Origin of the sequence: Roseibium algicola, from assembly GCF_001999245.1 — a bacterium.
GTDB lineage: Bacteria > Pseudomonadota > Alphaproteobacteria > Rhizobiales > Stappiaceae > Roseibium > Roseibium algicola.
The window spans coordinates 4,136,798-4,160,718 of record NZ_CP019630.1 but is presented as its reverse complement, the minus strand read 5'-3'; the positions used below and the strand labels follow the sequence as shown (position 1 = coordinate 4,160,718).

At 60.8% G+C, this 23,921-nt stretch carries 20 protein-coding genes; 7 read left to right on the top strand and 13 right to left on the bottom strand.

The genetic code is table 11. The features are described 5' to 3' along the window. Positions 1-2: 2 nt before the first annotated feature. A complete protein-coding gene (locus B0E33_RS19150) occupies positions 3-2,822 on the top strand; it encodes a DUF4159 domain-containing protein (protein ID WP_077292100.1) in 2,820 nt (939 codons plus the stop codon). 8 nt (positions 2,823-2,830) lie between these two features. Further along, entirely contained in the window at positions 2,831-4,906 is a 2,076-nt protein-coding gene (locus B0E33_RS19145) for a hypothetical protein (RefSeq protein ID WP_077292099.1), read from the top strand. Between the two features lie 236 nt (positions 4,907-5,142). Here B0E33_RS19145 and B0E33_RS19140 read toward each other — a convergent pair whose 3' ends face one another. After that, positions 5,143-5,655, bottom strand: a complete 513-nt coding sequence (locus B0E33_RS19140; protein ID WP_077293463.1) for a GNAT family N-acetyltransferase — start codon at positions 5,653-5,655, stop codon at positions 5,143-5,145. A gap of 376 nt (positions 5,656-6,031) precedes the next feature. On the opposite strand from B0E33_RS19140, the gene B0E33_RS19135 reads away from it, so the two are divergent. Continuing rightward, the gene (locus B0E33_RS19135; protein ID WP_077292098.1) at positions 6,032-7,006 is read left to right on the top strand and encodes a glutathione S-transferase family protein; all 975 of its coding nucleotides are present in this window, start codon (positions 6,032-6,034) and stop codon (positions 7,004-7,006) included. A 77-nt stretch (positions 7,007-7,083) separates the two neighbouring features. Here the strand turns inward: B0E33_RS19135 and B0E33_RS19130 are convergent, their stop codons facing one another. Continuing rightward, positions 7,084-7,536 (bottom strand): NUDIX domain-containing protein, encoded by a 453-nt coding sequence (locus B0E33_RS19130; RefSeq protein ID WP_228148028.1) that lies wholly within the window; start codon positions 7,534-7,536, stop codon positions 7,084-7,086. Between the two features lie 564 nt (positions 7,537-8,100). Here B0E33_RS19130 and B0E33_RS19125 point away from each other — a divergent pair. Beyond that, complete coding sequence (locus tag B0E33_RS19125) at positions 8,101-9,039, top strand: metallophosphoesterase family protein (protein ID WP_055655953.1); 939 nt, start codon at positions 8,101-8,103, stop codon at positions 9,037-9,039. Between the two features lie 104 nt (positions 9,040-9,143). Here B0E33_RS19125 and B0E33_RS19120 read toward each other — a convergent pair whose 3' ends face one another. Further along, on the bottom strand, positions 9,144-9,725 hold the full coding sequence (locus B0E33_RS19120; RefSeq protein WP_023014621.1) for a hypothetical protein: 582 nt from the start codon (positions 9,723-9,725) through the stop codon (positions 9,144-9,146). Positions 9,726-9,955: 230 nt separating this feature from the next. Here B0E33_RS19120 and mtnA point away from each other — a divergent pair, with 230 nt between their 5' ends. After that, the gene (mtnA, locus tag B0E33_RS19115; protein ID WP_075284768.1) at positions 9,956-11,062 is read left to right on the top strand and encodes an S-methyl-5-thioribose-1-phosphate isomerase; all 1,107 of its coding nucleotides are present in this window, start codon (positions 9,956-9,958) and stop codon (positions 11,060-11,062) included. A 58-nt stretch (positions 11,063-11,120) separates the two neighbouring features. On the opposite strand, the gene B0E33_RS19110 is transcribed toward mtnA, so the two are convergent. Further along, complete coding sequence (locus B0E33_RS19110; RefSeq protein ID WP_062487583.1) at positions 11,121-11,732, bottom strand: GNAT family N-acetyltransferase; 612 nt, start codon at positions 11,730-11,732, stop codon at positions 11,121-11,123. A 144-nt stretch (positions 11,733-11,876) separates the two neighbouring features. Between B0E33_RS19110 and B0E33_RS19105 the strand changes: the two genes are divergently transcribed. Both B0E33_RS19105 and B0E33_RS19100 read left to right on the top strand, forming a co-directional pair. Further along, entirely contained in the window at positions 11,877-12,152 is a 276-nt protein-coding gene (locus tag B0E33_RS19105) for a hypothetical protein (RefSeq protein ID WP_062487580.1), read from the top strand. A gap of 149 nt (positions 12,153-12,301) precedes the next feature. Beyond that, the gene (locus tag B0E33_RS19100; RefSeq protein ID WP_077292097.1) at positions 12,302-12,577 is read left to right on the top strand and encodes a flagellar biosynthesis protein; all 276 of its coding nucleotides are present in this window, start codon (positions 12,302-12,304) and stop codon (positions 12,575-12,577) included. 68 nt (positions 12,578-12,645) lie between these two features. On the opposite strand, the gene flhA is transcribed toward B0E33_RS19100, so the two are convergent. From flhA to B0E33_RS19055, 9 genes are all read right to left on the bottom strand, one after another. After that, positions 12,646-14,823, bottom strand: coding sequence for a flagellar biosynthesis protein FlhA (gene flhA / locus B0E33_RS19095; protein WP_062487578.1), 2,178 nt, complete (start codon positions 14,821-14,823; stop codon positions 12,646-12,648). A gap of 77 nt (positions 14,824-14,900) precedes the next feature. Continuing rightward, the gene (gene flbD, locus B0E33_RS19090) at positions 14,901-16,253 is read right to left on the bottom strand and encodes a sigma-54-dependent transcriptional regulator FlbD (protein WP_062487576.1); all 1,353 of its coding nucleotides are present in this window, start codon (positions 16,251-16,253) and stop codon (positions 14,901-14,903) included. 12 nt (positions 16,254-16,265) lie between these two features. Next, positions 16,266-16,601 (bottom strand): flagellar motor switch protein FliN, encoded by a 336-nt coding sequence (fliN, locus tag B0E33_RS19085; protein ID WP_022998153.1) that lies wholly within the window; start codon positions 16,599-16,601, stop codon positions 16,266-16,268. After that, the gene (locus B0E33_RS19080) at positions 16,598-17,290 is read right to left on the bottom strand and encodes a FliH/SctL family protein (protein ID WP_208997665.1); all 693 of its coding nucleotides are present in this window, start codon (positions 17,288-17,290) and stop codon (positions 16,598-16,600) included. Before B0E33_RS19080 ends, fliN begins: the two co-directional genes overlap by 4 nt. Before the next feature lie 38 nt (positions 17,291-17,328). Then, the gene (fliG, locus tag B0E33_RS19075) at positions 17,329-18,375 is read right to left on the bottom strand and encodes a flagellar motor switch protein FliG (protein ID WP_022998155.1); all 1,047 of its coding nucleotides are present in this window, start codon (positions 18,373-18,375) and stop codon (positions 17,329-17,331) included. 2 nt (positions 18,376-18,377) lie between these two features. Beyond that, positions 18,378-19,991: a flagellar basal-body MS-ring/collar protein FliF gene (fliF, locus tag B0E33_RS19070; protein WP_031268276.1), complete on the bottom strand. Its 1,614-nt coding sequence runs from the start codon at positions 19,989-19,991 to the stop codon at positions 18,378-18,380. 310 nt (positions 19,992-20,301) lie between these two features. Continuing rightward, positions 20,302-20,577, bottom strand: a complete 276-nt coding sequence (sciP, locus tag B0E33_RS19065) for a CtrA inhibitor SciP (RefSeq protein ID WP_022998157.1) — start codon at positions 20,575-20,577, stop codon at positions 20,302-20,304. A 381-nt stretch (positions 20,578-20,958) separates the two neighbouring features. Further along, the gene (locus B0E33_RS19060; protein ID WP_022998158.1) at positions 20,959-21,618 is read right to left on the bottom strand and encodes a flagellar hook assembly protein FlgD; all 660 of its coding nucleotides are present in this window, start codon (positions 21,616-21,618) and stop codon (positions 20,959-20,961) included. A gap of 31 nt (positions 21,619-21,649) precedes the next feature. Beyond that, entirely contained in the window at positions 21,650-23,770 is a 2,121-nt protein-coding gene (locus B0E33_RS19055; protein WP_077292095.1) for a flagellar hook-length control protein FliK, read from the bottom strand. Positions 23,771-23,921 lie beyond the last annotated feature (151 nt).

Genomic DNA, 23,921 nt, shown 5'->3' with positions numbered 1-23,921 from the left:
CCGTGTTCGCAGGATTGCCTCTGACATTCACCGCCCCCTGGATCCTGACCGCGCTGGCATTGCTTCCGGTTATCTGGTGGCTGTTGCGCCTGACACCGCCGCGCCCACGCGAAATCCGGTTTCCGCCGACCCGGCTGCTGATCGGCATCGATCAGCATGAGGAAACACCGCAGCGCAGCCCCTGGTGGCTGACACTGCTCCGCCTGCTGATGGCAGCCATCCTTATCATTGCCCTGGCCGGACCGATCTGGCGTTCCAGCGAACCGCTTGAAACCGGCGAAAGTGTCCTTTGGGTTCTGGTTGACAACGGCTGGACATCCGCAAAGGGATGGACCGCGCAGGTCAATGCAGCCGAGCAGATCCTGAGCGAAGCAGAACAGAGCGGTCAGCCAATCCTGTTTGCAGCCTCCGCCGAAGGCCCCGGCCAGAGTTTCACACCGGAGGCAGCAACGACGGCTCTGGAAAAACTGCGCGCACTTGAACCGCGTCCCTATCCGCCGCAGCGCGCCGAACTCAGCATCGGCCTGCGAAAGGCAGCCCAGGAGACACCGCCCGGCGCCGTGATCTGGCTGTCGGACAACACCAGCACCAAAGGTTCGTTTCTAACCGATCTCGCACAGATTTCCGGCACGGCTCCGATAACGGTCCTGACAGGTCTGGACACGCCCATGGGATTGAAGGACCTCAACAACGACGCCGACGCCCTGTCGTTGACCGTTGTGCGCCACCCGGATCAGAGACTGGGCTCCGCAACACTTCAGGCTCTCGATCTGAAGGGCCTTGTCCTTGGCGAAGTGCAAGCGAATTTTGACGCTGGCGCGACCGAAACACAGGCGCGCTTCGAACTGCCAAGCGAATTGCGCAACGACATTGCCCGGGTCGAAGTCACCGGTGAGGCCGCCGCGGGCGCCGTCCAACTGGTGGATGACAGCTGGCGCCGACGCACGGTCGGACTGATTTCAGGCCAGTCGGGCGATCTGGATCAGCCGCTGCTGTCGCCCCTTTATTATCTGGAGCGCGCCCTTGCGCCCTTCTCGGACATACGCCGCCCGCGCGATGCGGATATTGCCGACGCTGTACCTTCGCTGATCGAGCAAGGCATTTCCGTGCTGGTTCTGGCCGACGTTGGCCGTTTGCCTGAATCGACGACCGAGACACTTCGCGACTGGATTGAAAACGGCGGCACGCTTGTCCGCTTCGCCGGCCCGCGGACCGCGGGTGGCAGTGACGATCTCATTCCCGTGCGTTTGCGCGCAGGTGACCGATCCCTTGGTGGTTCACTCAGCTGGAAACAGCCACAACATCTGGCAGACTTTCCGGAAGGATCGCCCTTCGCGGGCTTGCGGGTCCCACAGGAAGTTACTGTGACCCGGCAGGTACTGGCCGAGCCGACATCGGATCTGCCTGAACTCACCTGGGCCATGCTCGAAGACGGCACTCCCCTTGTGACGGCGGCTCCTATCGGTGCGGGGTCGATGGTGCTGTTCCACGTCACAGCGGATTCCTCCTGGTCGAACCTGCCGCTGTCTGGCGTCTTCCTGAACATGCTGCGGCGGATCCTGTCGGTCTCGAACGTGGCCGCCGCCTCTGAAACCGCCGAAGATGGCACGCCGGCAACGAGCGTGTTGCCGCCCTTGCGCCTGCTGGACGGTTATGGCCGTTTCGGCCCGCCGCCGGTAGAAGTCACACCCGTGAACGCGTCCGTTTTCCGGGATGCGGAAGCTAGCCGCAGAACACCGCCCGGTCTTTACGGTACGGAAGACGGCTTCCGTGCGCTCAATCTGATGCAGCGGGACGATGAGCTCCTGCCGCTCGACCTCTCGGCGCTGGGCGACCGAACCGTGCAAACTGCCTACCCGACCTCCGATCCCTTTGATCTGAGAGCCCTGTTCTTCACGCTGGCTTTCCTGCTGATGATCCTCGATACGATTGCCGTCTTCCTGCTGGCCGGTGGTCTGAGCCGTCTCAGCTTGCGCAGCCGCACTGCCGCCACGGCTCTTGTTCTGGCTTTCGGTGCAGGCCTCCTGGCCCCTGCCGGTATTGATCAAGCCAGGGCGCAATCAAGCTCGGATGATCTTCTGGCCTTGGAATCGACCCTGGAAACCCGCCTGGCCTATGTGCTGACGGGCAATCCGGAGATCGACGATGCCAGCTCAGCGGGCCTTTCGGGACTGACCCAATTCCTGTCGGAACGCACTGCGCTTGAACCTGGGGCACCGATTGCCATCGACATCGAACGCGACGAACTTGCGTTCTATTCCCTACTCTACTGGCCAATCGATGCGGCTGCCGACAAACCGAACGATCAGACAATTGCCCGCATAGACACTTTCATGCGCAACGGCGGAACGATCCTGTTCGACACGCGCGATCACATCAATGCCTCGGCCAACGGCTTTGCCTCGACGCCGGCAACGCTGAAGCTGCGCGAAATCCTGGAAGACCTGGATGTTCCCCCGCTTGAGCCGGTGCCGCCCGATCACGTTTTGACGAAGGCTTTCTACCTGCTGGATTCGTTCCCGGGACGGTATGCGACCAGCCCGCTCTGGGTGGAAAGCCTTGAGGAAGTTGCCGCCAGGGGCGACCGTCCGGTGCGCGCCGGTGACGGCGTGTCACCGATCCTCATTACCGGCAACGATTTTGCCGCTGCCTGGGCAATCACCGAGGCAGGTGAGTTCATGTATCCGACGGTGCCCAACAATCCCATGCAGCGGGACTACGCGTTCCGTTCCGGGGTCAACATCGTCATGTACAGCCTGACCGGCAACTACAAGGCCGATCAGGTGCACATTCCCGCTCTGCTTGAGCGTTTGGGACAATAGGAGACTAGATGGTCTGGTCACTCGCCTTCGATCCCCTCGTTCCGCTCTGGGCCCTTGTGGCAGGCGGCGTTATCGCTGTTCTTCTCACCGCCTTTTCCGGCTTTCTGAATTTGCGTGGCTGGTTGCTGCGCACCCTGACAATGGCCTTGCTGTTGCTGGCGCTGGCCAACCCTGCTGTTGAGCGGGAAGACAGGGAACCGCTCTCAAGCGTTGTCGCTCTTGTCGTCGACAAGAGCCAGAGCCAACGCCTCTCCGATCGCCAGTCGACAACCGATGAGGCCGTGGAAGAACTGACCCGCCGCATCGGTGCCCTTGATGGCTTTGACCTGCGCGTTCTGGAAGCGCGCAACTCCGGTTCGGGCGATGGCACCGAGGCGTTCCAGACCCTGGCAAACGGTCTTGCAGACGTTCCGCCGGATCGGGTTGGTGGTGCGATCATCGTGACCGACGGCCAGATCCACGACATCCCCGGCAACGCAGGCGCCCTGGGTTTCGACGCCCCGGTTCATGGCCTTATCACCGGTACGGTTGATGAACGGGACCGGCGCATCGTACTCGACAAGGCCCCACGGTTCGGCCTGGTTGATTCAGAGCAGATCGTCAGCCTGACTGTCGTCGACCAGGGCCGTGGCACGGGACCTGGCGACCAGGTGCGCCTGACCGTCAAACGCGATGGCGATGTCGTCACCGAACGCACGGCCCGGACAGGCGAGAAGATCGACATTCCGGTTGAGATCGCCCATGGCGGCAACAATATCTTCGAATTCGACGCCGAGCCGCTGACCGACGAACTCACGACGCTCAACAACAGGGCCGTTGTGACCATCGACGGCATCCGCGAGAATCTGCGTGTGTTGCTTGTTTCCGGGTCACCGCATGCCGGTGAACGCACCTGGCGCAATCTTCTGAAGTCCGATGCCTCGGTGGATCTGGTTCACTTCACCATCTTGCGCCCGCCGGAAAAACAGGACGGAACGCCAATCAACCAGCTGTCGCTGATCGCTTTCCCGACCCGGGAACTCTTCTCGGTGAAGATTGACGAATTCGACCTGATCATCTTCGACCGCTACGTGCGCCGCGGCGTTCTGCCGATGCTGTATTTCGACAATATCGCCCGCTATGTGCGCGATGGCGGTGCAATGCTGCTGGCTGGCGGTCCTGATTACGCCGAAGGTGGCAGCCTTTACCGCACGCCACTGGCGCCGATCCTTCCGGCCCGTCCGACCGGCACTATTCTCGAACAACCCTACCACGCCACCCTCGCCGACCTCGGCAAGCGCCACCCGGTCACCCGTGGGCTGCCCGGATCCGAACAGGACCCGCCCGCATGGAGCCGCTGGTTCCGCGTGGTCGACACCGAGCTCGACGCCGGCCAGACGCTGATGTCCGGCCCGAGCGACACGCCGCTGCTGGTTCTCAACCGCGAAGGCGAAGGCCGAGTGGCCATGCTGCTGTCCGATCACGTCTGGCTCTGGGCACGTGGTTATGAAGGCGGTGGTCCGCATGTTCCGCTGCTGCGCCGTCTGGCCCACTGGCTGATGAAGGAGCCGGATCTGGAAGAAGAAGCGCTGAATGTATCCATGCGCGGACCGGAACTGGTTATCGAACGCCAGACCCTGGGCGAGACCGTCGGGGAAGTCACGGTCGTCTCGCCGACAGGCGACCGGTCGCAGATCGTTCTGACCGAACAGGAACCAGGCCTGTGGCGTGGCGGCATGCCTGCCGGCGAAACCGGGTTGTTCTCGGTCACAGAAGGGGACATGAGTGCGCTGATCCACGTTGGGCCCCAGAACCCGCGTGAATATACCGACGTTCTTTCCACGACCGAGCCATTGGCCCCGCTCAGCGAAGCGACGGGCGGTGCCTCCGAGCGCTTGCGGGATGTCGGCGGAGACCTGACCGTCCCGCGCATTGTTTCGATGCGTCCGTCAGCGAGCTACGCCGGCAATGGCTGGCTGGGGCTGAAGGCCACTGAGGCGAGCGTCCTCAACGGCATCGACCGCTATCCGCTGATGATCGGACTGCTTGGTCTTACGCTTCTGCTGGGTGCCCTGTCTCTGACCTGGTATCGCGAAGGGCGGTAGCTTGTGTGCCGACCACCCTCGCGGCGGTCGGCAATCCGCTTGAGCTAAGTACGAACCGATCTGTTGTATTTGGGGCCCATCCTTCGAGACGGCTTGAAGGCCTCCTCAGGATGAGGAAGAGAATATTGATAGGCCGGTAGCTTCCCCTCGACCTCATCCTGAGGAAGGCCGAAGGCCTGTCTCGAAGGATGGGCCACACCCACCGTCGCCCCGCCCTGCGTCAGGCAGAAACAACCTCAGGAAGCGACCGCAACAGAGGCTCCGCCGTGCACCATTCCGCTCGGAATGTCGCCGTCATTCAACAGCGCGACGAGGAGCCGCGCCGGGTCGACGGGCCCGGGCAACGTAATGCGTCCGAACGGAACCTGCTGAAAGCCGAAGGGGCTGTAGTAAGGCGCATCGCCGACCAGCAGCACGACCTTGTCTCCGGCCGCAGCCGCCGCTTCCATCGCCGTACGCATAAGCGCCTTGCCGAGACCCCGGTTCTTGAAGTCGGGAGATACGGTCAACGGACCGAGCAGCAGGGCGTCGGTGTCGCCAATCCTGATCGGTGTCAGTCTGATTGACCCTGCCACCTGCTCACCCGCAAGGCCGACGAAAGAGACATCCGGACGGTGCGGGACGCCTTCGCGGATCCGGAAAGCGGTTCGCGCGAACCGGCCTGGGCCGAAAGCTTCGGCCTGCAGATCGTCAATTGCGGAAGTGTCAGTCGCGTCTTCGGGCCGGATGACCCATGTGGTCTGTTTCATTTGGCTGGTTCCAGCAAGCATGCAGTCTTTGGAGAAATGCGCGCCTGCCAGTGCCTGGATAAAACGTAAGGAAGATCCAGGATCAGGTCAGCCGCGACGGTGCGGACGAGAGTTATCTCGTCGGCTGGTTCGTCGTCGAAGCGTAAGACCTGCGGTCATCTATCCCAGTCTCGTTGCGATATCAGCGTGTTCGAAAGCCGATATTTCCAGAAAGAGGAGAAGCGGTTACCACGCAATGGCTGCTTCGGTCCAGCCTTTTTTGTCCCTTCTCACCAGTCCGCTGATTGTTCACCGAGCCGGAACAGAGCATTCAATTGATTGATTTTCCGCCTGTGTGCACAACCTAACCAGACGAAGCACAACAAGGGAGCGCATCATGGGACTGCTGGTCGACGGCGTCTGGAAAGACAAATGGTACGACACGAAATCCACCGGTGGACGCTTCGTCCGCAAGGACGCGGCATTTCGGAACTGGATCACGGCGGACGGGACTGCCGGCCCCACGGGCAACGGCGGCTTCAAGGCTGAAGCGGATCGCTATCATCTGTTCGTTTCCTATGCCTGCCCCTGGGCGCACCGCACGCTGGTATTCCGAAAGCTCAAGAAACTGGAAGACCTGATTTCCGTCTCCGCCGTACAGCCGCTCATGCTGGAGAACGGCTGGGAGTTTCCGGAGATCGATCCGCTGACCGGCGCGAAATACGCCTGGCATGTCTACACCAAGGCCGACCCGCACTACAGCGGCCGTGCGACCGTGCCGATCCTCTGGGACAAGCACCAGAACACGATCGTGAGCAACGAGTCCTCCGAGATCATCCGGATGTTCAACTCGGCGTTCAACGACCTGACCGGCTCACACCTTGATTTCTATCCGACTGCCTTGCGCACCGAAATCGACAGTATCAACGAGCGCGTCTATCACGCAGTCAACAACGGTGTTTACAAGTCCGGTTTCGCGACCACACAGGAAGCCTATGAAGAAGCCGTCACGGAACTGTTCAAGGCACTGGACGAGCTGGAAGATCGCCTGTCCCGTCAGCGCTATCTGGTCGGAGACCAGCTGACGGAAGCCGACTGGCGACTGTTCACGACGCTGGTGCGCTTCGACGCGGTCTATGTCGGGCATTTCAAATGCAATATCCGCAGAATCGACGACTATCCGAACCTGTCGAACTACCTGCGGGAGCTTTATCAGGTCCCGGGTGTTGCAGACACGGTCGACATGACAACGATCAAGCAGCACTACTACGGTTCACATGAGAGTGTGAATCCGACGAGGATCGTCCCTGTCGGGCCTGCGCTGGATTTCACCCGCCCTCACGACCGCGAGCGTTTCAAGGCTGCTGCCTGATCATGTAGGAAACTTCCAGGTGAGCCGGTTACGGCTTACCTCGGAAGACGACATGACCGACCTGGGGGTGGCAAGCCTCACCACTTGCCGCTTTCCGGTTCGCGGCCGGAGCGAAATTCGTCAAGCCGCCGGGCTGTGGACCGCGTAAGCCCCTCCGGCAAAGCCTCCAGCTCAAAGAATGCCGCTTCCTCGATTTCCGCATTGGGCTGAAGGAAGGTGTCCGCCTGTCTCCACTCGGGCATGTGATAAAGCCCGACATGATCCCGGCCTGTCGCTTCCTGGTTCAGGAAGATATTGAGAAGCTGCGGGCGGCTTACCGAGACGACACCGGCTTCTTCCAGAACCTCCCGGCAGGCAGCCTCTTCCATCGTCTCGCCCTTGTCCACGCCCCCACCCGGCAGGTACCAGCCCGTTACATAACTGTGCCGCACCAGAAGGACCCGGCTGTGCCGGTCTTCAACGATCACGCGCACCCCAAGCGTGAACGGGTTTCGGACAAGTCCAATTCCCTGGATCAGGCGTGTGGTCACCGACTTCGGCAAAACTGATAATATCTTCAACATTTTCAGGACGTTACCGGATCCAGAGGGGAAATAAAACTTTTTTAACCCATGCAATCCCCGCAGGGCTGACCCGTGAGAATAACGCTCCTCCTTTGTGCACCGCATGCATATATATCGGGCAAGTTGATGAATTCGAGGGCAGCCCTTCTGACCGCCCGAACCTGAAGGAAAATAAAATGTTGAACGCTCTGTTTGGAAAACGCCGCCGCAACCGCAACAATTACCAGTGGAAGCCGGCTATCGACCTGACCAACCCGCGCATCGTCGCAACCCTGACCACTTTCCCGACCAACTAAAGTCGGTCGAAGGAACCTGTACGGAGAAGACCCATGTTCGGATTCGTGAATGTTGTTGGCGCGACGCTGCGCGAAACCACGCGCTCCGCAGACAATAACACCGAGAAAGCGCCGAAAGCCGCAAAGGCAGTCAAACCGGTCAAGTAACCGGTTTCCCGGCAGTTCCTGAACTCACTTGAAAGCGCCGCGTCATTTCCCCTTGACGCGGCGCTTTTCGTTTTGAAGATGCGCGACCATGTCCACATTCACGCTCGCTCATCTTTCCGACCCTCATCTCGGCCCGCTTCCGGACCCCAAGCTGCTGCAGCTTTTTTCCAAGCGGATCCTTGGTTACCTCAACTGGCGCCGCAACCGGTCGAGGATCATGGGCGGCAGTTATCTCGAACAACTCGTCGATGACATGCAGGCACAGGCGCCCGACCATATTGCCGTCACCGGCGACCTGGTGAATATCGCGCTGCCCCTGGAAATTTCCGGTGCGCGGACCTGGCTTGAAGATATCGGCCCGCCGGAGGATGTCTCCGTCGTTCCGGGCAACCACGACGCCTATGTGCCTGGAGCCGTGCGCAGGGCTCGTGCGGCATGGTGGCCGTACATGCGCGGCGATGGCGCAGGCAATGTGCCGTCAAACGGCACCAACTCGGAAGCAACCTTTCCCTATGTCCGCAAGCGGGACGGCATCGCCCTTGTCGGCGTGACGACCGGTCGTGCCAGCGGCCCCTGGTTCGCAACGGGCCGTGTCGGCAGCAAGCAGAGCAAGCGTCTGCGGGCAATTCTGGACGACCTTGGCCGGGATGGTTTCTTCCGCGTGGTGATGCTGCATCACCCGCCATTCCCCCATGCCACCCGTTGGCACAAGCGCCTGTCGGACGCCTCCAGGGTGCGCGCCGTCGTCAAGAGAGCCGGTGCAGAGCTGATCCTGCACGGCCACACCCATGTCGACAGTTTCGAGCATATCGAGGGACCGGACGGGCTCGTCCCGGTGGTTGGTGTGCCATCTGCCACAAGCGCACCTGGTGGCAAGAAACCGGCGGCGCGCTACAACCTGTTCCGGATCGAAAAGACAAACGAGGGCTGGTCCTGCCAAATGGAAGAGCATGGCTTTGCCGCGCCAGACGAGCCGGTGAAGCTGCTCGCGGAAAGGGAAGTCGCCATTCCGGGCGGCAGGCCCTGAGGCCCTTCCTGCAGGCCTGACGAGTTGCCCAGAAAGGCACTCACAGGTTTGCGGTAACCAGGATCGAGACTGGAGAGTGTTGGACGTCGTTCACAAAAGCCGCCTTAGAGCGGGTTGGCGAACCAGGCAAAGACAATGAGGCCGATGACGCCCGCCGCAAGACCGATCCCGAAGGCACCGGCGACCGCCATCCAGGGCGTACGGCTTTCCTTGACACGCACGACCTTGCTGTCGAGCGCGACCTGCCGCAGCCGGTTGTTGAGCCAGTCACCTTCCAGCGCCTTTTCCCGCTCCAGCACGCGTTCGGCAATATATTCGGTCAGGCAGTCTGCCATGTCATCGATGTTGGCCGTTTCCAGAATGACCACCCGGCCGAGGCGCGTGTCCTTCAGGAACCGATAGGTGCGCCTGTCACCGCCAACGGCGACGTGGCTAGTCGCATCGATCCAGAGCCGAGGCGTGGAACCGGAGATGATCTGAAGGGAAAACTGGTCGTCATCTTCCGGGATTTCCCTGAAAACGTCCTTGAGTTCGTCTGCAAGCATGTCCAGCCGGGCACGCTCGGTCTCCTGGAGCTCAACAACCACGTCCGAACGTTCGACTTCGCCAAGCTGAACCTTCCGGATCGCATCGCGCAAGGACCGCATGCGCGTATGTGGGACAACGTTATCCTGCATTTCAGACATGGGGTACACGTGACTCCGTTGTACTGCCGTTGGTGAATCAAGTCTTAACTGACTCTATCGCGAGTGAAACAGCCGCATGGCCTCCACCTGCGAGCTATCCACTGGCAATGATCCAAACATGGTTAACGGAGATTAAGGTATTTTTGACAGTCGCGCCAGTAACGCGCGACTGGCCTGAAGCCTGTTCATGGGTTATGCAAAAAACATATTGCGATTGCGGAGTTTCGCTCATGAACGTGGACGGCAAGAAATATCGCACGATCTGGCTGGCGGAAGATGGCGGCTCGGTCGAGATCATCGATCAGACAAGATTTCCGCACACGTTCGAGACCATCCGACTGCATACAATGGAAGACGCCGCCCATGCGATCCGGTTCATGCAGGTGCGCGGCGCGCCTCTGATTGGAGCAACAGCCGCCTACGGCGTCGCGCTGGCCATGCGGACTGACGCTTCAGACGACAATCTCCATGCTGCCTGCTCGTCCCTGCTGGAAACCCGGCCGACAGCGGTCAACTTGCAATGGGCCCTCGACAAGGCGCGTCGGACACTGGTCCGGCTGGCACCTGAAATCCGCGAGGAAGCAGCGTTCAAGCTGGCCAATGACATCTGCGACGAGGACATCGCCATCAACATGGCCATCGGCATGCACGGGATGGAGCTGATTGCCGCGATCTCGCGGCTGAAACGCGCCGGTGAGCCGGTCAACATCCTCACCCATTGCAACGCCGGTTGGCTGGCCACCGTCGACTGGGGCACCGCGACAGCGCCGATCTACATGTCCCATGACGGCGGCATTCCCGTTCATGTCTGGGTCGACGAAACCCGACCGCGCAATCAGGGGGCTTTTCTGACCGCCTGGGAGCTCGGTCAGCATGGTGTGCCGCACACGGTGATTGTCGACAATGCCGGCGGACATCTGATGCAGCATGGCGAGGTCGATATCGTCATCACCGGAACGGACCGCACCACGGCCACCGGTGATGTCTGCAACAAGATCGGCACCTATCTGAAGGCACTGGCTGCAAAGGACAACAGTGTGCCCTTCTATGTCGCACTGCCGTCACCGACCATCGACTTTTCCCTGTCGGACGGTATCCGGCAGATCCCGATCGAGGAACGCGGCGGCGAAGAAGTCAGCCGCATCACCGGCCGCACCAGCGCCGGCGAGATCGAGACGGTGGACATCGTTGCGGACGGATCTCCTGTCGGAAATCCGGCCTTCGACGTCACCCCTGCCCGTCTCGTGACCGGCCTCATCACCGAGCGCGGCGTGCTGGAGGCAAACCGCAAGGCCATTGCAGATGCCTTTCCGGAGCGGGTTCGGGCAAGTGCCTAGACGGGTGCGCTTGCGAGCGGGCAGCCCCATTCCTTCGAGATCGCGCTGAAGCGCGTCCTCACTCGATCACAGGCACATGCGGGGCGCGCTTGCGCCCGAGAAGTCCTTGCAGACGCGGGTCTTCGGCAACTTCGATAGCGCGCTTGTAGGGTTTGAAACCGCAGGCCTGGTAAAAGATCAGCGCCTGCGGGCTGTCGCCGGTGCAGGTGTGCACCCAGAGCCGTTTCGTTTCCGGGCGTGACCAGACGATGTCCAGCGCCTGGGCCATCAGCCAGCGGCCAAGTCCGCCACCGATCGCGCCGGGGACCAGACCGAAATAGGAAAGTTCAGGCTCTTCCGGGTTGGCAAAATCCAGCTCCAGCGTACCGACCGGCTTGCCATCGATGATCGGCAGGTAGTTCTCGCGGGCAGGCTCGGCGAGCAACTGCTCCAGCGTCTTGTCGTCATGAACCAGCCGGCCGAACCAGATCCAGTCTTCACCGACCTCCCGGAAAAGCTTGCGATAGCTGTCGAGATCCGGCGTCTGCCACCGCTGCAATGTCACGTCGCTGCGTGATGGCGCAAGAGGCTGTTCAGGTGCCTGAAGCATTTCCAGGAACGTGACCACGAAGGCAACCTTGCCCTCCGGAATATCGGTGTAGCCATCGAGGTTAAGCGCTTGCGTCGACATGAAAACTCCAGAATCTCGCGTGTTTTTCCGGGCTTAACAGCTGGAACGTTTGTCGCCAAGCCGCCCTGTGCACATTGCGCTGATTTAAGGGCTTGTTAACCATCTTCGCACACAGTCTGTTCAGATCTCCAGGAAGGAGCTGCCATGGCAAAGGTCGGAAACTACGTCCAGCGGGACTACCACAAAACTTTCAGCACGAAGCGGCAGTCAACCTGGTCTGACTACAACAAGGCCTGGAACGGGCGCCGTCAGGCGTCGTCGCAGAAAATGCAGCAGCTTCGGAACCTGGCATCCACCTTCGCGACCATCAATACGCAGGCAGCTCAGACAAACACGTTGTTTGTCATGCAGAACCAAGGCCGGCTGGGTGGTTATGCGAACCAGACCGCCGCGATGGCCCGCATCAACGTGCTCGTCTAGATTTTCCCGGATAAACCGCCGGGCAAAGGTCCGGGAAGATGATATTTTCTCGAAAAAAGTTACGTAGCGTTTTCTGCAGAAACGCGCGTTAAGAGCTTGTTTATTCCTTCGGGAGCTATGCTGTTTCAGTCTTTTGAAAAGGCAATCGCATGGCCAAGGTCAGCAACTACTTCCAACGAGATTATTCCAAACGTTTCAGCTCCAGTCGCAAGGTGTCCCTGGCCGACTACAACAAGGCCTGGACAAAGCGGCGTCAGACAGCCGCAAAGCGTATCGACCAGCTGAACAACCTCGCTTACGTGATGCAATCGATCAACACGCAGGCCTCTCAGGCAAATTCGCTGTTTGTCCTGCAGAACCAGGGCCGGCTGGGCACATACGCCAGTCAGACCGCCGCCATGGCCAGGATTAACGTGGTCGTCTAGCACACCGGGCATGACATCAGCGGGTGTTCAACAGAGCCTTTGTTGAACGCACTGATGATTGCCCCACCTCAGATCGAACCGATTGTCTTGAGCTTGATCCGCGGGTGAACTTCCGCCTGGCTCATGATCGTCGTATGGGCGCGGAAACGCTCGACGATGGAGCGAACGAACGGCCTGGTCTGCGGGGATGTCAGCAACACGGGAACCTCGCCCTGCTGCGCAGCCTGCTCAAACGCATCGCGGACCCTGCCGACGAATTCCTGCAGCTTGCTGGGTTGCATTGCTAGCTGGCGGTCATCACCCTCGCCGATGATGGATTCCAGGAAAGCCTGCTCCCATTGCGGCGACAGCGCGATGAGCGGCAGATAGCCGCCGGGCGCCAGATTGGCGGCGCAGATCTGCCTGCCAAGACGGGTGCGCACGTGCTCGGCAATGGTGTCCGTGTTGCGGGTCATGCCGGTTGCTTCGGACACGCCTTCCAGAATGGTTCCAAGGTCGCGAACCGAAATCCGCTCGCCCAGGAGGGTTTGCAGCACGCGCTGGACACCGGACACGGTGATCTGCGACGGGATCAGGTCCTCGACCAGCTTGGCCTGCTCGCCCTTCAGCTCCTTGAGCAGCTTCTGCACGTCGCCATAGGTCAGGAGTTCGCTGATATTGGCCTTGATCGTCTCGGTCAGATGCGTGGAAAGAACGGTTGCCGGATCCACCACGGTGTAGCCGCGCAGGGAAGCATCCTCGCGGTACTGGGCCTCCACCCAGGTTGCCGGCAAGCCGAACGTCGGTTCCGTGGTGTGCGTGCCCGGCAGCTTGACCTGCCCACCTGCCGGATCCATGACCATGAAGTGGTTCGGGTAAAGCACCCCGCGGCCGGCTTCGACCTCCTTCACCTTGATGACGTAATCGTTCGCGCCAAGCTGAATGTTGTCGAGGATGCGCACCGGCGGCATGATCACGCCCATGTCGCCCGCGATCTGGCGGCGCAATGCCTTGATCTGCTCGGTCAGAACATCGTTGTCGCCCGTTGCCTTGCCGTTGATCAGCGGCAACAGGGCATAGCCGAGCTCGATCCGCAGTTCGTCCATCTTCAGGGCGTCGGTAATCGGCGGCTCTGGCGGCGGCTTCGGCGCAGCTTCCACGGCCTTGACCATCTCGGCCTTTGCCGCGGCCTTCTTCTTCTTCGACCCGACGGAAAAGGCCAGGTAACCGGCAAGACCTGCAAGACCGAAGAACGGGACCATGGGCATCCCCGGAAGCAGCGCCAGGATCACCATAACCGCGGCCGACATGCCGAGTGCCTTCGGATAGCCGGTGAACTGGCTGGTCAGCGCCTTGTCGGCAGCGCCATGCACACCTGCCTTGGAAACAAGAAGGCCGGCCGCCGTGGAAACGATCAGTGCCGGGATCTGGGAGACAAGGCCATCGCCGATGGTCAGCAGCGTGTAGTTGTTGGCGGCCTCGGTAAAGGTCAGCTCCATCTGCGCAACACCGATGAAGATGCCGCCGAGAATGTTGATGAAGGTGATCAGAAGGCCGGCAATGGCGTCGCCGCGCACGAATTTGGACGCACCGTCCATGGCCCCGAAGAAGGCGCTTTCGTCTTCAAGCGCCTTGCGCCGAGACTTGGCCTCGGCTTCGTCGATGAGGCCTGCGGACAGATCCGCATCGATCGCCATCTGCTTGCCCGGCATGGCATCCAGGGTAAAGCGTGCCGCGACTTCCGCGATACGGCCGGAACCCTTGGTGATGACGACGAAGTTTACGATCACCAGGATTGCGAAGACGATGATCCCGATGACGAAGTTCCCGCCCATGACGAGATTGCCGAAGGACTGAATGACGTTGCCCGCCGCCGCAGTGCCTTCATGCCCGTTTGCCAGGATAAGCCGGGTGGAGGAAATATTGAGACCCAGCCGCAGCATGGTCGCAATCAGCAGCACTGTCGGGAAGGACGAGAATTCCAGCGGCCGCTGGATGAACAGGCCCGTCATGAGGATCATGACGGAAAAGATGATGGAGACCGCCAGGAACGTGTCCAGCATCACCGGTGGCATCGGCAGGATCAGGAGCGTCAGGATGACGAGAATGCCGGTCGCCAGACCGACGTCACCCCGGCGAAGGGTGTCAAACACCTCCTGAAGGAAGGGGAAAGCGGCTAGGCCGGTAGCCGCGGCGGGCGCAGCCGTCTGCTGCTCCGCTGAGGGGCCTTCCGGTCTGCGCTGTTCGCCTGCCGCCGTGTCCGACATTTGTGGTCTGGTTTCCTGTAACCGCCGCCCGGGTCAATCAACGGACGGGGCCTTTGTTATGGTTCCTGCCGGTGCGCTCAGGCCCGGGCTTCGCCCGGTCCCGGAACGCTTATTCCTTCATCGGTATATTGATTCAGCTTGTTGCGCAGCGTCCGGATTGAAATACCCAGAATTTTTGCAGCATGTGTCCGGTTGCCCAGGCAATGATCCAGCGTGTCGAGAATGAGATCACGCTCGACATCGGCAACCGTGCGTCCGACGAAGGATCGCGTCACGGCTTCCGCCGTCTGCGCCGCACGCTCCGCAGCGCCCTTGGAGACGCTCAGCGGCGAGCCGTCCGGCATGCGGATCGCCTCGACGCCGATTTCACCACCCGAAGCCAGCAGCACCGCGCGGTGCATGGTGTTTTCCAGTTCGCGCACGTTACCCGGCCACGGATTGGACATCAGCGCCTGACGGGCCTCGACGGACAGTGGCCGAACCGGCACACCATTGGCTTCCGAGTAGTGCTTGATGAAGAACAGGGCGAGTTCCATGATGTCCGCCGGCCGCTCGCGAAGAGCCGGCAGCTTCAGGTTCACCACATTGAGGCGGAACAGAAGATCTTCGCGGAAATGGCCCTGACGCACGCTTTCGGCAAGATCCCGGTTGGACGTTGCCAGGATGCGGATATTGACAGGAACCGGGCGCGTGCCGCCGACGCGGTCGATCACACGCTCCTGGATGGCGCGCAGGAGCTTGGCCTGCAGGCGAACGTCCATTTCCGAAATTTCATCAAGCAGCAGCGTGCCGCCATCGGCTTCCTCGAACTTGCCGATCCGACGGGCGACCGCGCCGGTGAAGGCGCCCTTCTCGTGGCCGAAGAGTTCGGATTCCAGAAGATGTTCGGGAATGGCCGCGCAGTTGATCGAGATAAACGGCTTCGAGGCCCGGTTCGAGCATTTGTGCACATGGCGGGCAATGACTTCCTTACCCGTGCCGGATTCACCGGTGATCAGCACAGAAGCATCGGATGGCGCGACCTGTTCGGCAAGCTTGACCACCGATGCCATGGCATCGTCCCGGTAGATCAGATCGCCGCGTTCCTGGGCAACAGCCGCCAGAACGGCTGCGATCAGCTCCGGATCGGGCGGCAGCGGGATATATTCCTTCGCGCCTGCCCGAATGGCAGACACCGCGGCCTGTGCATCCGTTTCCACGCCGCAGGCCACCACCGGCACATGCACGCGTTCGTTCTGGAGTTTCTGGATCAGCCCGGCAATGTCGAGATGGACCTCGACCATCAGGAGGTCCGCTCCGCGCCCGGACCGAAGCACCCTCAAGGCACCTTCGATATCGTCCGCATGGGTGACCTGGGCCCCGCCCTGCATCGCGATCTTGGAAGCCGTCGTCAGCTGACCGCCGAGCGTTCCGACAATTAACAGCCGCATCCGTTACTTTCCCTATCGATCCGTCTTGATGATTTCAGTCATGGTCACGCCGAGCTTGTCTTCCACCAGGACGACTTCACCGCGGGCGACCAGCCGGTCGTTCACGTAGATATCGATGGCTTCCCCCACCTTCCGGTCGAGTTCCAGAACCGTTCCGGATGCCAGTTTCAACAGGTCCGAGACATGCATTCTGGAGTGCCCCAGAACGGCGGAAATGCGCACGGGAACATCGAACACGGCCTCAAGGTCAGCCGCGGACTGCGGTACATGCATTTCGCCATCGTCGAGCCGGCGCTGCGGCGCCTCGAGCTCGTCGAGCGGGATATTGTGATCTTGCTCGTCGCTCATGCGTCAGTTTCCTTTTCCGCCGACGTGTCGGAGGTTTTGCCTCGTCTTTCCGCGCTGCGCCCTCGCAGGTAGGAACGAATGCTGGCATCGATTTCGGCTTCGATCGCCTTGCGGTCGCGTCTGATACCGCCGTCGGCCCACTCGATATGGCAGTCGCCGCGGCCGATTTCCGGCTCGCCGAGGATGACCAGCCGCCCTTCGAAGCCCTTTTCGTGAATGATCGGATCCACCTGGGCCTTCAGCACCTCGACATCCTTCTCGGCGATACGGATGACGAGATGCGGCGCCTTGCGCAGCGGTCCAAGGCATTCTGACACCAAAGCCACCGTCTCGGCCAGCGGCTGGCGTGCGATCAGATGGGCACACAAACGCCTGGCCACAAGAAAAGCGAGACTGATGGCATCTTTCTCGCGTTCCGCCACCTGCCCGTCCAGGGTCTCCAGCACGCGCGAAACCGCCCCGGCCAGATGATTGACTTCCGCCGTAAGCAACGTCTCCTGCTTGGTCTGCAGGTCCTGAAGCGCCTTCACCCGGCCTTCCTCGAAAGCCTGGGCCCTTGCCTTCTTCAGCAATTCCTCATGCTGGGCGACCGGAATCATCGGTATCTCCGGCTCGACGGGAGCGACCTCTTCCGGCTCTTCAGGCTCGGAAAAGTCGACGTTGAACAGAAATTTCGATGGGTTGGTCATGCGTCCCATTCTGCTGTAAGTGCCTGCCGTTTGCCGCATTAGTAGATAATTTCATCCTCGCCCTTGGACTTGGAGATCATGATCTCGCCCTTGGCTGCCAGGTCCTTGGCCTTGTTCACCATGCCGGTCTGCGCTTCGTCCACGTCGCGCAACCGCACGGGTCCAAGCGCATCCATGTCGTCCTGCAGAAGTTTTGCGGCGCGCGAGGACATGTTGCCGAAGAAGAATTCCCTTGCCGTATCCGTGGACCCCTTGAGCGCAATGGCCAGGGCGTCCTTTTCGACGTGCCTGAGCAGTGTCTGTGCACTGGCTGCGTCCAGCTTCAACAGATCGTCGAAGGTGAACATCAGGGTCTTGATGCGGTCGGCAGCTTCGCGGTTGTCCTCTTCCAGGGCTGCCAGGAAGCGGGCTTCGGTCTGCCGATCGAAATTGTTGAAGATCTCCGCCATCATCTCGTGGCTGTCGCGCCGCGAGGTGTTGGTGAGGTTCGACATGAATTCCACGCGCAGCGTCTGCTCCACCTTCTCCAGAACTTCCTTCTGGACGGCATCCATGCGCAGCATGCGGCTGACCACTTCCAGCGCCAGTTCCTCCGGCAGAATGCCCAGCACCCGTGCCGCGTGGTCGGAATTGATCTTCGACAGCACCACCGCGACCGTCTGCGGATATTCGTTCTTCAGATAGTTGGCGAGAACGTTCTCCTGCACGTTGGAGAGCTTCTCCCACATGTTACGCCCGGCGGGACCGCGGATTTCCTCCATGATGATGGAGACCTTCTCACCCGGCAGGAAGCTGGCCAGCAGCCGCTCGGTCGCATCGACGTTCCCTGTCAGCGATCCCTTGGAACTGACGCGGCGCACGAAATCCTTGAACAGGTTCTCCAGCATGTTCGGCGTGACTGGGCCGAGGTTGGCCATCGCGGCCGAAACCTGGCGCACCTCGATCTCGTCAAGCTTTGCCCAGATCGGCGCGCCATGGGACTCGCCAAGCGCGAGAAGCAGAACGGCTGCCCGTTCCGCTCCCTTCAGCTCGCGCTCTTCTTCGTCCGCGCTGACCTGCAGCTGTTTCTGGAGTTGATCGCTCACCGTCAGGCCGCCTGTTCATCCAGCCAACCACGAACGATGGTCACCGCTTCGGTCGGATGGTCCTTGATCATGTCGCCTACCTTGGCAATCGAGCTTGCCTGCATGGCCCCTTCCTGCTTGGCCTGTTCCAGCCATTCGATCACGAATTCGTCTTCAGCCGATTCTTCCTGTGGCACTTCCGTCTCCACTACCAGCGTCCCATCCGGACCGATCATCAGCTCCTGAGGTTGCTTTTCTTCCGGTGTCACGATGCGGCGCAGCAGCGGGCGTACCACGAAGAGCAGCAGCATCACGGCAATCAGGAACAGCACACCCAGCTCGGCAAAACGAATGATGTCGTTGCGGGTGAAATCGAACAGGCTGTCACTTTCAGCCAGCAGGTCGTCCTGCGGCGGCAGGGCGAACTGCAGGTTCACGACTTCCACAACGTCGCCCCGCTCGGCATCGAAACCGACTGCGGAGCGCACCAGAACAGCGATCCGGTCCAGGGTTTCCTGGGCGCGCGGTGTATAGGTACTGCCGCCATTGCCGTCCGGCTGGTAGGTGCCGTCAACCAGCACCGCAACGGACAGACGCTTGATCTTGCCAGCTTCGACAACTTCGGTCCGGGTCGAGTGGGAAATCTCGTAGTTGACGATTTCCTCGGTAATGGACGACGTGTCGCGCTCTGCCTGCCCCTGACCAGCATCGGCGTTCGGAAGCTGGTTGGCAACAGTCACCTGCCCGTTCCGGGACACGGCGGAAGAAGCTTCTTCCTTGGACTGGGTCGAACGCACCACCTGCCCGTCCGGATCGAAGGTCTCGGTGGTCTCCGTCAGGCGATTATAGTCGACTTCCGCGTTGACGCGAACCCGTGCCCGCCCAGGGCCGACGACGGAGTTCAGAATTTCCTCGATCTGGTTGCGCAGCCGGCCTTCGACCTCGACAGTCCGCTCCTGCAGCGAATTCGTCATCAGGCCGTCTTCGTCGTTGCCCGCGCCGGAAGCCAGCAGACGGCCGCTTTCGTCGACAATCGAGACACGGTCCGGCTCAAGTCCGTCAACCGCGGTGGCAACCAGATGCTGGACAGCGCGGATTTCGCCCGGGCCGAGGGCACCACGAACGTTCAGAACGATGGACGCTGACGGCGGACGACGATCTCTCTGGAACAGCTGACGCTCCGGGATAACCAGGTGAACGCGGGCGGCGCGGATGCGGTCGAGGGAGCCGATCGTGCGTGACAGCTCGCCTTCCATGGCGCGCAGGTGATTGATGTTCTGAACGAAGCTGGTAGCGCCAAGAGTGTCTGAACGGTCGAAGATCTCGTAGCCGATAGAGCCGCCGGTCGGCAGGCCTTCAGCGGCAAGCTGCATGCGCAGGCGGGCGACCTGCTCGTTCGGAACGAGAATCGAGGCGCCCTGACGAGCGATCTCGAATTGCACACCCTGGCTTTCCAGCTGGGAAACGATCGATGCGGAATCCTCAAGGGTCAACTCGTTGTAGAGTGTCGTCATCTGGGGTGCCGTCACCCGAAAGATGATGAAGGCGAAGACGCCGACGAGGATGGCGGCAACTGCCCCCATTGCAGCAATGCGTGCCGCCCCCAAGGTTCTGATGAATTCTACAAGTCCGTTCACGAATGCCCGCCCGCATTTGAAACATGCCCCTGCCGTTATTATTGGAGTCGGCTGGGCACGCCACACCTTCGATGGGCAAAATTTGCCGCCCAGGTGGTTAACAAGTGGTTAACAAAACCTTTCCAATAGGGGCAGATCGGCGGGTTTCCGCCATTTCGATTAATGCAAACTGCAACTGAGGTGGGGAAAAACTGCCTACCTCATTAATTTTTGGATAAGTTCCGTACGGACAGCAAGACAAATAAAAAGGCCGGCAGTGCCGACCTTTTGATTGCGCCCCACCGGCGCATTGCAGAAACCGTGTTCCGGGTCAATTTCGATATTGCTGGACCCGGGTCGCTCGAAGCCCGGCAAGACCGTGCTTTTCAATCGAGCTTTGCCAGGAGAGGAACTCCTCAACTGTCAGAGTGTATCTCTGGCACGCTTCTTCAAGGGACAACAAGCCACCGCGAACTGCGGCAACCACCTCTGCCTTGCGGCGGATGACCCACCGCTTTGTCGAAGTCGGAGGCAGGTCCGCAATGGTAAGCGGGCTCCCGTCCGGTCCGATGACATATTTTACACGCGAACGAATGTGTTCGGTCATTGTACTCTCACACTAACCATGACCAAGGCTGATTTGAGACTACAAGATGACGCTTAACAAACGCCTAAAGCAAAATTGTGTTTTTATTAACTATAAAATCTAAATTTAGTGAATGATATTTAGGATTTCGCAAAGATAAAGGGTCCAATTCTAAATAGTATTATATGAAATCGTTAACCATATTTACCTGACCGTGCAATTTGCAAGGCAATTCGATTAACCTGAAAATTGCATCCCTCCTCCGGCCACACTTCATTCTTGTTTTTTGTGCCGGCAAATGTCCCGCGGATTACCCTCAGCCCCTTGAAACATCGAGAAAACGCGAAAAACCGCCCCGGAGGCATCCGGAGCGGTTTTCAAAAAATGTGAATGTGTGGCTGATCAGGACGGCCGGGCGACCGACACCACGGAACTGACCGGAAACTCCTGGCTGCCAACCTTCAGCACCGCTTCGCCGCTCGACCAGTCCACGCTGTCGACGATGCCCGATACGGTCGTCTTGACGGTTTCCGGCCGGCTGGAGGCGTCCTTCACATTAAAGGAGATGGTGTAGAGCCCGTTCACGGCCTGCTGGCCGGAATCAGTCTGCCCGTTCCAGTAGAAGGTGCCGTCGCCTGCTGCCAGCTCGATGTCGCCGCTATAGACGATGGACCCGCTGGTATTGCGGATCTCGAAGGTGCCAGTCGCATCTTCCGCCACATTATAGCTCCAGCTGGCCTGACTGCCTGACAGGGTCGTCGTGGAAGCATCAGCAGTCACTTCATTGCCGATATAGCTGACGTAACTCATGCTCTGGTTGCTCGTCAGCGAGGCAATGATCTCTTCAAGGTTCTGGTTCTGCTTGATGGCCTGCTCGACGCTCGAATACTGAACCAGCTGATTGGTGTATTCGGCCGAGTCCAGCGGATCCAGCGGATCCTGGTTCTGGATCTGCGTCGTCAGGATGCTCAGGAACAGTTCGTAATCGGCGATGAGGCCGGCCTGGCTGGTTGCCGAGCCGGTCTGCGACGATGCAGAGGAAGTTGGAGAAACGGTTGTCATTTTTTCACTCCTGAGGCAGCAACTCGCCCCGTTACACTTTCATGTCCAGGCCGCCGCGCTTTTCCGCGATGGTCATTCTGACAATGTCTTCAAGCATCGGATCGGCTTCCGCGGAAACCGTGCCTCCGCCACCACTCGAGGCCGGCTGATGTCCATCCCCTCCCTGTTCGGAGCCGAACTGCTGGCCGCCGTCCTGTCTCAGGGAGAATTGCAGGTTGTCTGAATCCGGGTTGAGCCCTGCCGCTTCCAGCGCGCGCTCCAGGCCGCGCTGATCACGAAGGAACATGTCCAGCGTCTCCGGCCGGTCGACACGCAGATGGGCCTGGACCTTGCCATCATGAGAAACCTTCATCTCAACCTCGACTCGGCCGAGCTCCGGCGGGTCGAAACGCATCTGGAAACGGGTCTGACCATCCTTCAGATTGCGCGCAATCTCTGCGGCCACCTGGGTAGCCACCTGGCCGGACTGGCTCTGGCTCGGCATCTGCAGGCTCTCGGTCCGCATTGCCCCTGCCAGATCGCCGCCGCGTACCGTTGCCGCACCGAACTCGCCGGAAATGCTGGTGTGCTGCAATTCAGCAGGCATATCCGCTTCGTCAGCCGCAATATTCGACAGCGCCGCAGCAGCGACAGGACCAGCCAGGGCCGCACCGCGCGGCTCAGGTCCCGATTGCTCCGCGCCCTTGGCAGCAAGTCCGGCAGCAGCATTTTGCGCATTGCCCGGCCCCTGCGGAGCGGAAGCTTCACCCGTGACCGGTTTGACGAGACCCGTACCTTCCTCGGCGACAGGCTCACCAGCCAGCAACTGTTCGGACAACACCGGCTGGGGCGTTGCCTGAACCGGCTGCTGAACAGGAACGGCACCCGCATTCACGGCAGCGGCAACCTGCGTGGTGGCCGCACTCATCGCAGTTCCTGCCTGTGCGCTCGCATCACCCGTTTGCGTGTTCGCCGTTACCGGCTGGGCTGACGTCTCGCCATCCACCACGGGTGCGGCAGGCACTGCAGGAACCTGCGTGCCTTCAGATGCCGCAGCAGCCTTGGCGACAGCCGAGACAGACGCAGCAACAGTTCCGGCAGGCGTTGCTGCCGCAACCTGGAGACCAGGCGCTTCGCCAGGCCCCTGCCCCGGCGCCTGACCGCCAACCACCGCGCCGGCCTGCACACTTGCCTGGACAGGCAACGTCACGGCCGGCTGCTGGCCGGCTGGCTGAGCGGCAGGCGTTACCGACGCCCGGAATTCTTTCGGCAGTTCGCTCTGCCAGCGACGCTCTGTCGTGACAGGCGCTGGCCGTGCAACTGCTGCCTGCGCCTCCGCCGCTGTAGCCGGTGCTGTCAACCCGGCTCTTTCAGGCTGCGCAGCGCCTGCCTCAACCCCGTTCAACGCGCCGGCAAAGCTCGGCGCCGTAGCCGGTGCAGAACCTCCGGAACCTGCACCAGCTCCAGCATCTGCCGCGGGAACAGGCACAGCCCCGTTTGCGGCACCAGCGGCAGGCACCACTGGAACGTTGCCTGCAAGACCTGCGCTTCCCGAAAGTGCGGCACCGGGCACGCCGGCATCGGCAGAGGCGGGCGTGATAGCCGCGCCTTCGCCAGCAGGAGCCGGAACAACAGGTGCAACAGGAGCGACCGGCGCAAATTCCGCAACCAGGGCAACGTCGGCGGTTTGCGCTGCCTCATCTCCTTCAGAGGGAAGCAGACCCTGATCCGTATCACCGGGTTGCCCCGCGTTGAGCGGCGGAGTGCCGGCCACGATATCGCCGGAAAGAAGAGGATCGGTAACCGGGACCGTCGGATCCACCGCAATGGTGGGCGCAAGTTCGCCTGTCACCACAGCGGTCTGGATCTGCGCGGCAACCGCCCCCGACTTCACCGGATCGGCCGCCCGGCCGGCCTTGGCGGAAACCACGGCACTGACCTGACCCTTGTCTTGCCCTACGCCCTTCGCGGCGCCCTGCCCCGAGATCGAGTTCAGCTCGTCGGCAAATCCGTTTGCCTTGCCCCCAACAGAGGAAGCAGCCGCACCTGCAGAAGCCTGCCCGCCAGCAAGTGCGCTGCCCGCACCCGCTGCCAGCGCCCCGGCAGAAACATCCGTTGTCAGTCCAAATGGCAGCACGCTTGCCCCCAGATCCCGGCCCGCACCGGCGGGCATATTTCGTCACCGGAATAGAAAGCAAACATCGGGCCAAACGTTAAACCCTGTCAGAACCTTTGATTTTGCTCATCTTTTTCAAAGGCGAAGCGAAACTCCCTCGGGTTTCGGGCGGCAAGCTTTGCCGGTCCGGCAAAGCGTGCCTGCCATG

Coding starts and splice junctions, on each gene's coding strand:
- B0E33_RS19140 (WP_077293463.1), bottom strand. CDS start 5,655: ATGAAACAGACCACATGGGTCATCCGGCCCGAAGACGCGACTGACACT.
- B0E33_RS19125 (WP_055655953.1), top strand. CDS start 8,101: ATGTCCACATTCACGCTCGCTCATCTTTCCGACCCTCATCTCGGCCCG.
- flhA (WP_062487578.1), bottom strand. CDS start 14,823: ATGTCGGACACGGCGGCAGGCGAACAGCGCAGACCGGAAGGCCCCTCA.
- fliN (WP_022998153.1), bottom strand. CDS start 16,601: ATGAGCGACGAGCAAGATCACAATATCCCGCTCGACGAGCTCGAGGCG.
- flbD (WP_062487576.1), bottom strand. CDS start 16,253: ATGCGGCTGTTAATTGTCGGAACGCTCGGCGGTCAGCTGACGACGGCT.
- B0E33_RS19110 (WP_062487583.1), bottom strand. CDS start 11,732: ATGTCGACGCAAGCGCTTAACCTCGATGGCTACACCGATATTCCGGAG.
- B0E33_RS19135 (WP_077292098.1), top strand. CDS start 6,032: ATGGGACTGCTGGTCGACGGCGTCTGGAAAGACAAATGGTACGACACG.
- B0E33_RS19055 (WP_077292095.1), bottom strand. CDS start 23,770: ATGCCCGCCGGTGCGGGCCGGGATCTGGGGGCAAGCGTGCTGCCATTT.
- B0E33_RS19080 (WP_208997665.1), bottom strand. CDS start 17,290: ATGACCAACCCATCGAAATTTCTGTTCAACGTCGACTTTTCCGAGCCT.
- sciP (WP_022998157.1), bottom strand. CDS start 20,577: ATGACCGAACACATTCGTTCGCGTGTAAAATATGTCATCGGACCGGAC.
- mtnA (WP_075284768.1), top strand. CDS start 9,956: ATGAACGTGGACGGCAAGAAATATCGCACGATCTGGCTGGCGGAAGAT.
- B0E33_RS19060 (WP_022998158.1), bottom strand. CDS start 21,618: ATGACAACCGTTTCTCCAACTTCCTCTGCATCGTCGCAGACCGGCTCG.
- B0E33_RS19100 (WP_077292097.1), top strand. CDS start 12,302: ATGGCCAAGGTCAGCAACTACTTCCAACGAGATTATTCCAAACGTTTC.
- B0E33_RS19120 (WP_023014621.1), bottom strand. CDS start 9,725: ATGTCTGAAATGCAGGATAACGTTGTCCCACATACGCGCATGCGGTCC.
- B0E33_RS19145 (WP_077292099.1), top strand. CDS start 2,831: ATGGTCTGGTCACTCGCCTTCGATCCCCTCGTTCCGCTCTGGGCCCTT.
- B0E33_RS19105 (WP_062487580.1), top strand. CDS start 11,877: ATGGCAAAGGTCGGAAACTACGTCCAGCGGGACTACCACAAAACTTTC.